General features: G+C 70.0%; 14 protein-coding genes. 7 read left to right on the plus strand and 7 right to left on the minus strand.

Going from position 1 to position 13,269, the window contains the following annotated elements; all coding sequences use genetic code 11:
* Nucleotides 1–19 precede the first annotated feature (19 nt).
* Entirely contained in the window at nucleotides 20–1,690 is a 1,671-nt protein-coding gene (locus AC1KAR_RS10465) for a thioredoxin family protein (protein ID WP_480317181.1), read from the plus strand.
* Nucleotides 1,691–1,711: 21 nt separating this feature from the next.
* Here the strand turns inward: AC1KAR_RS10465 and AC1KAR_RS10470 are convergent, their stop codons facing one another.
* From AC1KAR_RS10470 to gstA, 6 genes are all read right to left on the minus strand, one after another.
* Nucleotides 1,712–2,218, minus strand: coding sequence for a TspO/MBR family protein (locus AC1KAR_RS10470; RefSeq protein WP_480317183.1), 507 nt, complete (start codon nucleotides 2,216–2,218; stop codon nucleotides 1,712–1,714).
* The gene (locus AC1KAR_RS10475) at nucleotides 2,218–3,201 is read right to left on the minus strand and encodes a lysylphosphatidylglycerol synthase domain-containing protein (RefSeq protein ID WP_480317185.1); all 984 of its coding nucleotides are present in this window, start codon (nucleotides 3,199–3,201) and stop codon (nucleotides 2,218–2,220) included. The genes AC1KAR_RS10470 and AC1KAR_RS10475 overlap by 1 nt, the downstream gene beginning before the upstream one ends.
* On the minus strand, nucleotides 3,191–4,540 hold the full coding sequence (gene clsB / locus AC1KAR_RS10480) for a cardiolipin synthase ClsB (RefSeq protein ID WP_480317187.1): 1,350 nt from the start codon (nucleotides 4,538–4,540) through the stop codon (nucleotides 3,191–3,193). Before clsB ends, AC1KAR_RS10475 begins: the two co-directional genes overlap by 11 nt.
* Before the next feature lie 11 nt (nucleotides 4,541–4,551).
* Nucleotides 4,552–5,319: an endonuclease/exonuclease/phosphatase family protein gene (locus tag AC1KAR_RS10485; RefSeq protein WP_480317189.1), complete on the minus strand. Its 768-nt coding sequence runs from the start codon at nucleotides 5,317–5,319 to the stop codon at nucleotides 4,552–4,554.
* Between the two features lie 278 nt (nucleotides 5,320–5,597).
* Nucleotides 5,598–5,984 carry a hypothetical protein gene (locus AC1KAR_RS10490; RefSeq protein ID WP_480317191.1) on the minus strand — a complete coding sequence of 129 codons (387 nt, stop codon included), beginning with the start codon at nucleotides 5,982–5,984 and terminating at the stop codon, nucleotides 5,598–5,600.
* A 22-nt stretch (nucleotides 5,985–6,006) separates the two neighbouring features.
* Nucleotides 6,007–6,615: a glutathione transferase GstA gene (gene gstA / locus AC1KAR_RS10495; RefSeq protein WP_480317192.1), complete on the minus strand. Its 609-nt coding sequence runs from the start codon at nucleotides 6,613–6,615 to the stop codon at nucleotides 6,007–6,009.
* Nucleotides 6,616–6,783: 168 nt separating this feature from the next.
* Between gstA and AC1KAR_RS10500 the strand changes: the two genes are divergently transcribed.
* Genes AC1KAR_RS10500 through AC1KAR_RS10520 form a run of 5 tightly spaced genes read left to right on the plus strand, consistent with a single transcriptional unit; the run spans nucleotide 6,784 to nucleotide 11,496 of the window.
* Entirely contained in the window at nucleotides 6,784–7,656 is an 873-nt protein-coding gene (locus tag AC1KAR_RS10500) for a pirin family protein (RefSeq protein WP_480317194.1), read from the plus strand.
* 45 nt (nucleotides 7,657–7,701) lie between these two features.
* Nucleotides 7,702–8,070: a glutaredoxin domain-containing protein gene (locus AC1KAR_RS10505; RefSeq protein ID WP_480317196.1), complete on the plus strand. Its 369-nt coding sequence runs from the start codon at nucleotides 7,702–7,704 to the stop codon at nucleotides 8,068–8,070.
* A 5-nt stretch (nucleotides 8,071–8,075) separates the two neighbouring features.
* Nucleotides 8,076–9,533, plus strand: coding sequence for an alpha/beta hydrolase (locus AC1KAR_RS10510; RefSeq protein ID WP_480317198.1), 1,458 nt, complete (start codon nucleotides 8,076–8,078; stop codon nucleotides 9,531–9,533).
* Entirely contained in the window at nucleotides 9,530–10,336 is an 807-nt protein-coding gene (locus AC1KAR_RS10515) for an ABC transporter ATP-binding protein (RefSeq protein ID WP_480317200.1), read from the plus strand. Before AC1KAR_RS10510 ends, AC1KAR_RS10515 begins: the two co-directional genes overlap by 4 nt.
* Nucleotides 10,333–11,496 carry an ABC transporter permease gene (locus AC1KAR_RS10520; RefSeq protein WP_480317202.1) on the plus strand — a complete coding sequence of 388 codons (1,164 nt, stop codon included), beginning with the start codon at nucleotides 10,333–10,335 and terminating at the stop codon, nucleotides 11,494–11,496. The genes AC1KAR_RS10515 and AC1KAR_RS10520 overlap by 4 nt, the downstream gene beginning before the upstream one ends.
* A gap of 111 nt (nucleotides 11,497–11,607) precedes the next feature.
* On the opposite strand, the gene AC1KAR_RS10525 is transcribed toward AC1KAR_RS10520, so the two are convergent.
* Complete coding sequence (locus tag AC1KAR_RS10525; protein WP_480317204.1) at nucleotides 11,608–12,738, minus strand: SMP-30/gluconolactonase/LRE family protein; 1,131 nt, start codon at nucleotides 12,736–12,738, stop codon at nucleotides 11,608–11,610.
* Nucleotides 12,739–12,789: 51 nt separating this feature from the next.
* On the opposite strand from AC1KAR_RS10525, the gene AC1KAR_RS10530 reads away from it, so the two are divergent.
* Complete coding sequence (locus AC1KAR_RS10530) at nucleotides 12,790–13,260, plus strand: GNAT family N-acetyltransferase (protein WP_480317206.1); 471 nt, start codon at nucleotides 12,790–12,792, stop codon at nucleotides 13,258–13,260.
* Nucleotides 13,261–13,269: the final 9 nt, after the last annotated feature.

The following is a 13,269-nucleotide window of genomic DNA, read 5'->3' on the forward strand; positions in this document are numbered from 1 at the left end:
GGCCCCAGAATGTGCGCCAATGATCACCCTGAACACGATTCGCGCGCTGCCACGCCCATGGGCACTGACCTTGTCAGCGCTGGCGGCTGTGCTGGCGATGGGCGCGCTCTCGGCGTGCAAACGCCCCTCCGACGCGGCCGCACCCTCCACACCACCCGCCGTTGCCACCGCATCGCAGGCCGAGTCGCCTGCCTCACCGGTGGCTCAGGCCGGGCCCGGCGATGCCGGCATTGCCTGGCAGCACGCAACGACCGATGCGCAGGTCGATGCCGCCTTCGCGCAGGCGCGGGCCGAGAACAAGCCGGTGTTCCTGTACTGGGGCGCGTCCTGGTGCCCACCGTGCAACCAGGTGAAGGCCACGCTCTTCAACCGGCAGGATTTCATCGAACGCTCGCGTGCCTTCGTGCCGGTCTACATCGACGGCGACAGCCCCGGTGCGCAAAAGCTCGGGGCGCGATTCAAGGTGCGCGGCTATCCGACGATGGTGTTGTTCTCGCCCTCGGGTGCTGAAGTGACGCGCCTGCCCGGCGAGGTCGACCCGCAGCTCTACACCGAGGTGCTCACGCTGGGCATGAACGCGCAGCGCCCCGTGAAGGCCGTGCTGGCCGATGCGCGCGCTGGCGGACAGGGCATGACGCCGAACGACTGGAAGCTGCTCGCCTTCTTCTCGTGGGAAACCGACGAGCAGGCGCAGCTCGTGCCGCCGCAGCAAGTGCCGCAGGTGCTGCGCGAGCTGAGTGCGGCCTGCCCGAAGGAACAGGCCAACACCTGCACCCGCCTCTTCCTCAAGGCCACGGCGGCCACCGACCCCAAGACCGCTAGCCATGTCGACCCCGCTGCCCTCGAGCGCCTGCTCGCGGTGCTGCGCAACGCCGAGCCCTCGCGCGTGCAGATGGATGTGCTGAGCTACGAGGCGGTCGAGCTGGTGCGCGCCGTGAGCGCGCCCAAGACCGCCGAGCGGCAGCAGCTCATCGAGGCGTATGACGCGAGCCTCGCGGGCCTGGCGCACGACGTGACCCTGTCGCGCGCCGATCGGCTGACCGCGCAGATCGCCCGCATCAAGCTGGCCCACATCGATGCCGCCCCGGGCAGCCCGCCGCAGGTGCCGCAATCGCTGCTCGCCGAAGTGCGCGAACAGATCGCGCAACTCGACCACGAAACCACCGACGGCTACGAGCGCCAGGCCGTCATCACCACCGCGGCCGATTTGCTCGAAGAGGCCGGCGTGCCCGATGAATCCGACGCGCTGCTCACGGCCAATCTGGACAAGAGCCATTCGCCCTACTACCTGATGCTCGGCCTGGCCGGCAACGCCAAGCGCCGTGGCGACACCGCCGAGGCGCTGCGCTGGTACCAGGAGGCCTACGACAAGAGCGTGGGCCCGGCCACCCGTGTGCAATGGGGCGGCGTGTACGTGCGCGCGCTGGTCGAACTCGCGCCGAAGGACGAGGCGCGCATCGAGAAGGCGACGCTGCAACTCTTCAACGAAGCCGCCGCGCAACCCGATGCCTTCTACGAGCGCAACGCGCGTTCGCTGCAACGCGTGGGTGACTCGCTGCGCGCATGGCAGAAGAACCACCGTGCCTCGATGAAACGCCTGCAGGCACAGGCCAAGGCCGTGTGCACCCGGGTCCCCGAGGCGCAGGCGCAGCGGAGTACCTGTCTGGCGGTGTTGGCGAAGTCTGCGTAGCGCTCGCCGCCTGCGCCGCCGCTACAAGAGATTCGGATTGCCCCGCCACACAGACCAGGTGAGCGCGCTGGCGAGGCCTACCCAGGCGAGGTACGGGAGCATCAGCGCGCCCGCCAGGCGGCTGATGCGCCAGAACACCACCACCGTGGCGGCGATGAGCGCCAGCAGCACCAGAACCTCTGCGAACGCGAGCGCGCCGTGGTGCCAGGCGAAGAACAGCCAGGACCAGAGCGCGTTGGCGCACAACTGGGCCACGAAGAGCCCGATCGCCAGCCTCGAGGATCGTGCATCCTGCTCGCGCCAGACCAGCCACACGGCCAGCCCCATCAGCAGGTAGAGCACCGACCAGACCGGGCCGAACGCCGACGCAGGGGGTGCCCACGGCGGCCGCACGAGTTGTGCGTAGAAGCTGCTGGCGTCGACGGACGCGGCCGCGCCGATGGCCGCGGCGACGAACACGAGCGCCAGCCAGCCTACGAGGCCCAGGGCCTGCGAGCGGGTGGTCCGCGGCGACGACAAGCTCGCCATCACGCCTTGGCCCTCGCTTGCGGCGCGGCGCCGCGCCGCAAGCGCAGCTCGAACACGACGTAGGCCACGAGGGCCAGCGCCAGCGGGATCAGGTAGTACACCGCCCGGTACACCACCAGCGCGGCCAGCAGTTCATGACGCGCGATCTGCGGTGTGAGCAGGGTGATGAACACCGCTTCGAGCACGCCCAGGCCGGCGGGTACGTGGGTGATGACGCCGGCCACGGCGGCGATCAGCAGCACGGTCAGGGCGCTCGGGTAGCTGGTGTGGTGCTGCAGCAGGGTGTAGACCACAGCGCCGATGAGCATCCAGTTGACGACCGACATCGGAAGTTGCATGAGCGCCAGGCGCAGCGGGGGCAGCTCCAGCTCGTGGCCGCGCAGGTGCCAGCTGCGTCGCGTCGAGAAGGCGCACAGCGCGAGGTAGGCGACCGGCAGGGCGAGCAGCAGCGCGCCGATCAGGCGCAGGGAGCCGCTGGCGATGGGCCATTGCGCGGGCGGGGCGATGGGCTGCCAGAGGCACATGAGACCTGCGAGCGCCACGTAGCCCAGCCAGTTGGTGAGCATCGAGAAGGCGAACACGCGCGAGATCTGCGCCGGCTTCAGGCCCTGGCGTGTGTAGAGCCGGAAGCGAAACGCCAGCCCGCCGATCAGCGAGCCGAAGTTGAGGTTGAAGGCGTAGCTGATGAAGGTGGTGGCGAGCACCGCCCGGGTGCCGAGCGCGTGGCCCGCATAGCTGCGGCTGAGCAGGTCGAAGGTGGCATACAGCGCGAAGCTCGCGGCGGCCAGCGCGGCGGCGGTGAGCAGGGTGCTGGCGGGGTAGTTGCGCACGGTCTGCAGGACCTCGGCCCAGTCGATCTGCTGCGCCTGCCGTGCAATCAACCAGAGCACCAGCGCGAAGAAGGCGAAGCTCGCGACCCGCTTGACCAGGGGCCACCAGGCGCGCTGAGTCAGCGGAGCGGCGTGGGCCAGGTCAGCCGCCATGTTCACAGGCCGGCTGCTCGTGCGTACGCGCTTCGGCCGCGCGCTCGTCTGTCGGGCGTGTCGAGCGTGCCTCAGATGGGGCTGCGTCGGCAGAGGCGGCTGCCACCGGCACCACCACCGGCGCATGCGCCGGCAACCAGCCCGCCCAGCGCGGGAAGTGGCGCAGGAAGTGGAACACCACCGCGTTGCGCATCACCTGCCACATGCTCGGATCGCGCGCGCCGGAGGAGTCGACCTCCTTGCAGCTTTCGCACACCAGCTTGTCGAGCCGCTCGGCGAGTTGCTGGTTGAAGGCGCGGTCGCGCACGATCACGTTGGCTTCGAGGTTCAGCGACAGGCTGAGCGGGTCGAGGTTGCTGGAGCCGACCGTGGCCCACTCGTCGTCGACCAGCGCCACCTTGCCGTGAAACGGGCGCTGGCAGTACTCGAAGATCTTGACGCCAGCGCGCTGCAGATGGTTGTGCAGCAGTTCGGCGGCGGTCTTGACGATGGGCATGTCGGGCATGCCTTGCAGGATGAGCTTGACCTCGACGCCGCGGCGTGCCGCGCGGCGCAGCTCGCGCAGCAGGCGGTAGCCGGGGAAGAAGTACGCGTTCGCGATGACGATGCGGTGGTGCGCGGTGCGGATGGCAGCGCGGTAGTGGCGCTCGATGTCGTCGGGGTGCGAGTGGTTGTCGCGGGTGACGAACATGCACTGTGCCTGGCCCGGTGCGGTCTCGCTGCTCTGTTGCGCAGGCGGCGGGCTGCGGCGGCCGAACCAGCGCCGCCGCGGCGGCTTGCCGATGGCGGCGCGGGTGTGGTGGTGGATGTCGGCCACCAGCGGGCCGCGCACCTCCACGGCGTAGTCCTGCTTGGCCGCGGGGCCGAAGTCGAGCAGGTGATCGGCCGAGTAGTTGATGCCGCCCACGAACGCACGCTCGCCATCCACCACCACGATCTTGCGGTGCATGCGGCGGAACACGTTGGTGCGGATGCCCCACAGCGGGCGTTGCGGGTCGAAGGCGCGCAGGCGAACCCCGGCTGCAGCCAGCTCGCCGGTGTACGCGTCGGACAGGTCGGGTGAGCCGAAGCCGTCGATCAGCACGTCGACCTGCGCGCCGTTGCGCGCGGCGGCGATCAGTGCGTCTTTGAGGTCCAGGCCCACCTTGTCTTCGAACAGGATGAAGGTCTCCAGCAGCACCTCGCGGCGCGCCTGGCGGATGGCCTCGAACACCGCCGGGAAGAAGGCCTCGCCGTTTTCCAGCAGCGTGAGCTGATTGCCGGGCAGCCAGCGTGAGCCCCCGGCCGCGTGGCGCGAAGGCGCTTCTTCCTGCCGCGCGGGGACCGTGTTGGCGCTCATGGTTCGCGCGCTCACAGGCTGATGTCGGCCACCAGCGGCGCGTGGTCCGACAGGTGCGACCACGGGCGGCGCGGCAGCACCACCGGCGCATGGACCTTGGCGCTGCGCACGTAGATGCGATCAAGCGGCAGCACCGGAAAGCGCGCCGGGAAGGTGCGTGCCGGCGCGCCGTGCGCGTGGTCGAACACCTCGCGCAGGCCGGCGCAGCGCTCGAGCACGCGGCCGGCCTTGCCGCGCCAGTCGTTGAAGTCACCGGCAATCAGCAGGGGCGCATCGGGTGGCACGTCCTTCTCGACCAGAGCGCACAGCAGTTCGAGCTGCTTGCGGCGGTGCGCCTCCTGCAGGCCCAGGTGAACGCAGATCGCGTGCATCTCCAGCTCGCGGCCGGGCACGCGCAGCACGCAGTGCAGCAGGCCGCGGCGCTCGGGGCCGCTGATGGACACGTCATGGTTCTGGTAGTGCGTGATCGGAAACTTGGACAGCACTGCATTGCCGTGGTGGCCGTGCGGGTACACGGCATTGCGGCCGTACGCGTACTCGGGCCAGATCGAGTCGGCCAGGAATTCGTAGTGCGACACCTCGGGCCAGTTGGCCACGCGACCGCCGTGGCGCTCATGCGTGCCCTGCACCTCTTGCAGGAACACCACGTCCGCCCCGACGGCGCGCACGGCGTCGCGCAGTTCATGGAGGATGAAGCGGCGATTGAAGAAGGTGAACCCCTTGTGGGTGTTCACCGTCATCACCTTGAAGGCGAGCTGGGCAGGCGGGTTTCGAGACATGCCGCCTGTTGTACCCACGCTGCTGCCCGATGCCTGTAGGACAAGGCCGACGCCTGCCGCAGGCGTGCGGCGCAAGCTGCCTTCGGGGTGCGGTTTAGGGCCTGTTCACACTAAATGAGCCCCCACGTGACTCATCAAAAGCCCGCCAACGAGGCGCAAAGCGCAGCTGTAGCACTTGCTACAGCGAGCATTTGCAACGCTGTGGGCGGGCTTTTGATGAGATCACCCTAAGGGCCAAGGCCTGTGGGCTCATTTAGTGTGAACAGGCCCTAGCCTGCTCAGCGCCCGGCCGGGCCGGTGGCGGGGGGATCGAAATCCACCTCGTACTGCAGGCCCCGTTCGGCGTCGGCAAACATCAGCGTGCGGCCGGCCCAGCGGTAGGTGGACAGCGCGTCGGCGACCAGCATGCCGCCGTGCATGGTGAGCACGATGACCGCGGGCGGTGCGAACTGCAGGATGTAGCGGAAGTCATGCACGCGCAGCGTGATGTCGCCCCCGGTATCGATGTGCGCCGCCACCGGCCCGCAGTTCGCAGGCTGGGAAGCGACGGTGACGCAAAGGCGCGCCGCATGGTCCCCCGGGGGCGGTGCCGGGGAGGGCGGCGCGCCGGTGGCCGTGGCGCTGGCCGCCAGCAGCAGCAGCGCGGCGAACGCGGCCGCGTTCATGCGAGACGGCCGCGCGCGGCGCTCACTTGATGAGGCCTTCGGCCTTCATCGCCTCTTGCACCGCCGGGCGGGCGCCCACGCGGGCCATGAAGTCCGACAGGTTCTTCAGCGCCGAGATGTCGATCGCGGTCGGCCGCGTCCAGTTGGCGACGACGAAGAGGTAGACGTCGGCCACGCTGAACTGGTCGCCCAGCAGATAGCTCTTGCCGGCGAGTTGTTCGTCGACGTAGCTCAGGCGGCCCAGCGCCTTGGTCTTGGCGGCGGCCTTGGCGTCCTCGGTGCTGTTGGGTGTGAACAGGGGGCCGAACGACTTGTGGATCTCGGTGCCGATGAAGGTCAGCCACTCTTGCAGGCGGTAGCGCGGCATGGTGCCGTTGGCGGGCGCGAGGTTCTTGGCCGGCACCTGGTCGGCGATGTACTGCACGATCGCCGGGCCTTCGCTCAGGCGCTCGCCGTTGTCGAGTTCGAGCAGCGGCACGTAGCCCTTGGGGTTGATCGTGTAGTAGTCCGTGCCGTCGGCCAGCTTGTGCGTCTTGGTGCTGGCGAGCACCAGCTCGAAGGGCAGGCCGGATTCGCGCAGCACGATGTGCGGCGACAGCGAACAGGCACCGGGGCTGTAGTAGAGCTTCATGGCAGACCTTGGTCGGGAAAGAGGGGCGCCCATTACACCGCTTTCGATTCGCCCGCGGGCCCGCAAGCCCATTGCAATCGGATTGCGCGATGTGTGCAAAACGCTTGCTCCCCAGCAGGCCCGGTGCGGCATAGAGTGCTTCACATGAACACCTCCACCCCCACCCCCATGACTGAACTTGCCGGCTCTCCGCTTGCGACCTCCCGCCGCGTCGAGCGCCAGGTGCGCGGCCAGCCCACGTCGGATGGCGACGGGGTCAAGCTCACCCGGGTGCTGACGCAGCCGCTGCAGCGCCGGCTCGACCCCTTCCTGATGCTCGATGCCTTCGGCAGCGACAGCGCCTCCGACTACATCGGCGGCTTCCCGAGCCATCCGCACCGCGGCTTCGAGACGGTGACGGTGATGCTCGAAGGCCGCATGCGCCACCACGACAGCGTGGGCAACACCGGGCTGCTCGAGCCCGGCAGCGTGCAGTGGATGACGGCCGGCCGCGGGATCATCCACTCCGAGATGCCCGAGCAGGAAGAAGGCCGCATGGCCGGCTTCCAGCTGTGGGTAAACCTCGCCGCCAAGGACAAGATGCAGGCGCCGCTCTACCAGGATGTGCCGCCGCAGAGCGTGCCCGTGTACACGCTGGGCGACGGCACCCGCGTGCGCGTGATCGCGGGCGTGAGCCGCGGCGTGACGGGGGCGGTGACGCGCCCGACCACCGAGCCGCTGTACCTCGACATCGCGCTGCCCGCAGGCACGGTGTTCGAGCACGCGCTGCCGGCGTCGCACAACGCCTTCGTGTACGTGTACGGCGGCGCGGTGGAAATTGAAGGCGAGCGCGTGGACAGCGAGCGCATGGCGATCCTGCGCAACGACGCGGCGGCCGATGGCGTGCGCGTGCGTGCGCTGGAGGGCGAAGCCAAGTTGCTGCTGATCGCCGGGCAGCCGCTGAACGAGCCGATTGCGCAGTACGGCCCGTTCGTGATGAACACGCAGCAGGAGATCTTCAAGGCCGTGCAGGACTTTCAGCAGGGCGTGCTCGCGACCTGAGTGGCGTCGTAAGCTCCGGGCTTTGCTGCCGCCCGGAGCCCTTGCATGCCGCGACTCATCCTCGAAGAAAGCCAGCTTCACCCGGCCATCCGCGACAAGGTCGCGAACCTGCACGCCGACATCGTGCACAACGTGCGCTCGGCCGCGGCCTCCAACCCGGTGCTGGTCGTCAGCATGGGTTGGAACGTGCCCGGCATGCGCGTGCGCAAGGCGCTCGCCGGTGCGGGCGTGGCCTTCCAGTATCTGGAGTTCGGCAATTACCTGAGCGGTTGGCGGCGCCGCAATGCGCTGAAGCTGTGGACCGGCTGGCCGACCTTCCCGATGGTGTTCGTGCGAGGCCAGCTCGTGGGGGGCGAGAGCGATACCCGCAAGCTGATCGACAGCGGTGAACTGAAGCGGCTGCTGGGCGAATGAGCCCGATGCGCGCTGCCGCGCGAGCTGCCGTGGGCGCGGCGCTGCTGGGCCTGGCTGCCAGCGCGGCCACCGCGGCGGGTCTGCAGGACTGCCGCGTGCCGGGCATCCGCCACGAAGTGCAGTGCGGCACGCTGCAGCGCCCGCTCGACCCGGCGCGCCCGCAGGGCGTGAAGATCGACATCCACTACGTGGTGGTGCCTGCGCTCGCGCGGCGCAAGCACGCCGACCCGGTGGTGATGCTGGCCGGCGGGCCCGGGCAAAGCGCGATCGGTGTCGCGGCGCAGGTGCTGCCGCTGTTCGCGCGGCTGAACAACCGGCGCGACATCGTCTTCGTCGACCAGCGCGGCACCGGTCGCTCGGCCCCGCTGGAATGTGAGGACCCGCGCCACCAGAGCGTGGCCGACCAGGCCGACCCGGAGCGCCAGTTCGCGCTGCTGCGCGCGTGCCGCGACCAATTGAAGAAGCTGCCCTACGGCGACCTGCGCTTCTTCACCACGCCGCTCGCCTCGCAAGACCTCGACGCCGTGCGGCAGGCGCTCGGCGCGCCTCAGATCAATGTGGTGGGCGCGTCGTACGGCACGCGTGCGGGGCTCGACTACCTGCGTCAGTTTCCGCACGCCGTGCGGCGCATGGTGCTCGATGGCCTCGCGCCGCCCGACATGGTGCTGCCGGCCAGCTTCTCGACCGATGGGCAGGCCGCGCTCGACGCGATGTTCACGGCCTGCGAGCGCGACGCCGCCTGCGCCCGCGCGCACCCCGGCCTGCGCGCCGAGTGGTCGCGCTGGCTCGCGCGCCTGCCGCAGCGCGTGACGGTGCAGCACCCACTGACCGGCGCGAGCGAAAGCTTCGATCTCACGCGCGAGATGGCGGTATCGGCCGTGCGCGGTGCGCTCTACGTGCCGCTGCTCGCGCAGGCGCTGCCGCTGGCCATCCACGAGGCCGCGCAGGGGCGCGTGCAGGCGGTGCTCACGCTGGCGAGCGCGCTGTCGGCACGCAAGGACATGTCGCTCGCGATGGGCATGCACTTCTCGGTGGTGTGCGCCGAAGACGTGCCGCGCCTCGCGCAGAGCACCGATCGCCCGGGTGCCGAATTCGGCACCGAGGCCGCGCAGCTGTACCAGCGCGTGTGCGCCGACTGGCCGCGCGGCGAGCTGCCCGCGGCCTTCTACACGCTGCCCGCGAGCCCCGCGCCGGTGCTGCTGCTGAGCGGCGGCATCGACCCCGCCACCCCGCCGCGCCATGGCGCGCGCGTGGCGCAGGCGCTCGGGCCGCAGGCGCGGCATGTGGTGGTGCCGCAGGCGGGGCATGGCGTGATGGCGCTGGGCTGCATGCCCGACGTGCTGAACCGCTTCATCGATACGCCGGATGCGGTCGCCGCGTTGCAGGTCGATGCCGCATGCGCGCAATCGATCCCGCGCCCGCCCTTCTTCCAGCCGGTTGGCATGACGGAGTCCGCCCGATGATCGAGATCGAAGGCGTCAGCAAGCAGTTCGCCGCAGCGCGCACCGGCTGGCGCGCACGCCGCAGCGCCGCACCGGTGCAGGCAGTGAGCGGGCTGAGCTTCAGCGCCGCCGATGGCCGCATTACCGGGTTGCTGGGCCCGAACGGTGCGGGCAAGACGACCACGCTGCGCATGCTGGCCGGCTTGATCGCACCCGACACCGGGCGCCTGTCGGTGGACGGCCTGGACGTGGTGCGCCGCACGCGCGAGGCGCAGGCGCGCATGGGTGTGCTGAGCGACGCGCGCGGGCTGTACCCGAGGCTCACGGCGCGCGAGAACATCACCTACTACGCAGCCCTGCACGGCATGCCGCGCGACGCGGCCGAGGCGCGCGCCGACGCGCTGGCCCGCTTGCTGGACATGCGCGCGCTGCTCGACCGCCGCACCGAAGGCTTCAGCCAGGGTGAGCGCATGAAGACGGCGCTGGCCCGCGCGCTGGTGCACGACCCGAAGCACATCGTGCTCGACGAACCCACCAACGGACTCGATGTGGTCGCCACGCGCGCCTTGCGCGACACGCTGCGCCACCTGCGCACGCCCGAAGGCGGGCACAAGTGCATCGTGTTCTCCACGCACATCATGCAAGAGGTGGAGCGGCTGTGCGACGAGGTGGTCGTGGTCTCGCACGGGCGCACCGTGGCGCATGGCTCGGTCGGCGATCTGCTCGCGCAGACGGGCGAGAGTGACTTCGAGCAGGCGTTCGTGAAGCTCGCGTTCGCACCGGATGTGGCAGGCACCGAAGCCGACCCAGGAGGATCTCGATGAAGCTCGTGCTCGCCGTCTTGCGCAAGGAGCTGGCCGATGCCCTGCGCGATCGCCGCACGCTGCTTGTGGTGCTGTTGTCGTCGGTGCTGCTCGGGCCGCTGGTTCTGGTGGCCTTGTCGGGGCTGCTGGCGTCCTTCGAGGCCCAGGCCGAGCGGCGCGAGGTGGTGGTCGCGGGCATGGCGCATGCGCCGGGCTTGCGCAACTTCTTCGAGCGCCAGAGCTTCACCGTCACCGAGGCGCCGGCCGACTACGAAAACCAGTTGCGACGCTCCCGGCTGGGCGAGGCGGTGCTGGTGGTGCCCGAGCACTTCGAGCGCGACATGCTCGCGGGCGAGCAGCCGGTGATCGAGATCGTGTCGGACAGCGGCAACCGCCAATCGCAGACCAGTGCCGGGCGCGCGGAGCGCCTGCTGAACGCCTACGGCCGCGAGCGCGGGCAACTCAGCCTGCTGATGCGCGGGGTATCACCCGAGTTGCTGCAGCCGGTGCAGGTGGAGGAACGCGACCTCGCCAGCACGCAGTCGCGCGCTGCGCAGCTCACCGGCATGCTGCCGTTCTTCGTGCTGATGGCGGTGCTCTACGGGGCGCTCAACGCCGCGCTCGACACCACGGCGGGCGAGCGCGAGCGCGCGTCGCTGGAGCCGCTCCTGATGACCCCGGCGCCGCGCATGGCGCTGGTGCTCGGCAAGTGGGGCGCGGTGTCGGCGCTCGCGATGCTGATCGCCGTGTTGAGCTGCATGAGCTTCCTGCCGGCGCAGTGGCTGTTGCGCAGCGACACCTTGCAGGCGATGTTCCAGTTCGGCCTGCGCGAGGCGATGAGCTTCCTGGTGGTGCTGCTGCCGTTCGCCGCGGCGCTGTCGGCGCTGCTGATGGCGGTGGCGATCCGCTGCAAGAGCTTCAAGGAGGCGCAGGCGAGCAGCGGCGTCCTGATCCTGGTGGTGTCGCTGCTGCCGATGGTGGCCATCTTCAACCAGAAGGGCGAGGCGGCCTGGCACCTGTGGGTGCCGGCACTCGCGCAGTACGCGCTGATGACGCGCGTGCTCAAGGGCGAGGCCATGGGCATCGAGCAGGTGGCCGTGCCTCTGCTGGTGTGCGTGCTGCTCAGCGTGGCTGGCGTGGCCTTCGTGGCGCACCGGCTGCGGGGGGCGGCGGTGCGCTGACGGGGTGGAGCCCCGCGGCCGGCGGGTACGCCGGCCGATCCCCCGAGGGGATGGCGGGCCGGCGCTCGGCGCGGTGCTCGGCGCGGCGCTCGTCGCGGTATTACCGCGCCATCAGAGCCCCGCGCCCTTCTTGTCCATCCAGCCCAGCGTCTTGGCATGCAGGCTCTGGATGTAGAGCCGGTCGGCGGTCTCGGTGACGGCGGTGGCCTCGGGGTAGGCGCCGCTCGGATCCTGCAGGTCGATCAGCACCTTGCCCGATTCGTCGAACGCGAACACATGCCCGTAGGCCGGCGGCACCGGCCAGAGCGCCTTCGGCAGGCGCATGGCGAGCGAGCGCAGCCAGGGCTTGCCGGCGCTGTCGTCGATGAACGCGCCGCGCGGCTTGACGAGGCCGACCCAGATGCGCCCGCCCTCGCCGCGCATCAGGTTGTCGGGGTGGCCGGGCAGGTTGTCCAGCAGCACACGGGCGTCGGCGCCGGGCTGGCGGGCGCTGGTGTCGCGCGCTCCGACCGCCACCTTCCAGATGCGGTACTCGCCGGTTTCGTTGACGAAGAGGTGCTGCTCGTCGGCGCTGAGCGCCAGGCCGTTGGGGAAGCACAGGTCGCTCAGCACCACGCGCGTGGCGTGGGTGGCGGGGTCGTACTCGAGCACGCGGCCGCTGGATTGGTGCTCCAGGATGTCGAGCACGCTCGCGTTGAAGGTGCCGCCCCAGCGCTTGGGGACGAAGCGGCGCGAGGCGTCGGTGAAATAGATCTTGCCGCTTTTGGCGACGATCACGCCGTCGGCATAGTTGATCGGGTCGCCGTTGACGTTGTCGGTGAGCCAGGTGACCTTGGCGCTTTGGCCGGTACCGGTGACGCGCAGCAGGCCGCCATGGGCGCCGGCCATCGGGTCGGCAATGACGAGCGCGCCCTCGGCGTCGAAGTCGAAGCCGAGCGGGCGGCCACCGGTCTGCACGACCAGCTCGCGGGCCGAGCCGTCGGGGCGCATGCGCACGATGGCGCCGTTGGCCAGCGCCACGTAGAGCCAGCCCTCGCGCAGCACGATGTGCTCGGGGCCGGCGTCGCCGCCCAGGTCGATGGACTTCAGGTTCGCCAGCCGCGTGTTGACCGCGTGCGGGCCCACGTAGCCCGGCGCCTTGGGTGCCGACCAGGCGGCCGGCTGCACCGGCACGGGCCACAGCAGCAGGTAGCCGGCAAGTGCGGCGACCAGGACGAGCAGTACCACCAGCAAGCGGCGCATGGGAAATCCTCAGTGTTGGAGTCGGGCGCCGAGTATGCGCATGATGGCGGGATGAATCAGCCCGTTGCATCCCTGAGCTGGCGCCATGGGCGCCTGAGCGAACTCACGCCAGTCGAGCTGGCGCGCATCTACCGCGCCCGCCAGATGGTCTTTTCGATCGAGCAGAACTGCGTGTACCTCGACGCCGACGAGGCCGACGAACACTCGCACCACCTCGCCGCATGGTCACCGCAGCACGACTTGCCGCTGGCCTACGCGCGGCTGGTGGACCCGGGTGTGAAGTACGTGGAGCCCTCCATGGGCCGCGTGATCACCACCGACGCCGCGCGCGGAACCGGCCTCGGCCGCGAGCTGGTGCAGCGCACGCTGGCGCTGTCGCGCTCGCTGTACCCGGGCCTGGGTGTGCGCATCTCGGCGCAGTCGCGGCTGCTGCGCTTCTACAACGAGGCGGGCTTCGAGGCGATCGGCGAGGACTACATGGAAGACGGCATCCCGCACATCGAGATGTTGCGCCCGGGCTGAACCGGGCTC

The sequence above is a fragment of the Piscinibacter sp. PDB1-1 genome (assembly GCF_056675995.1).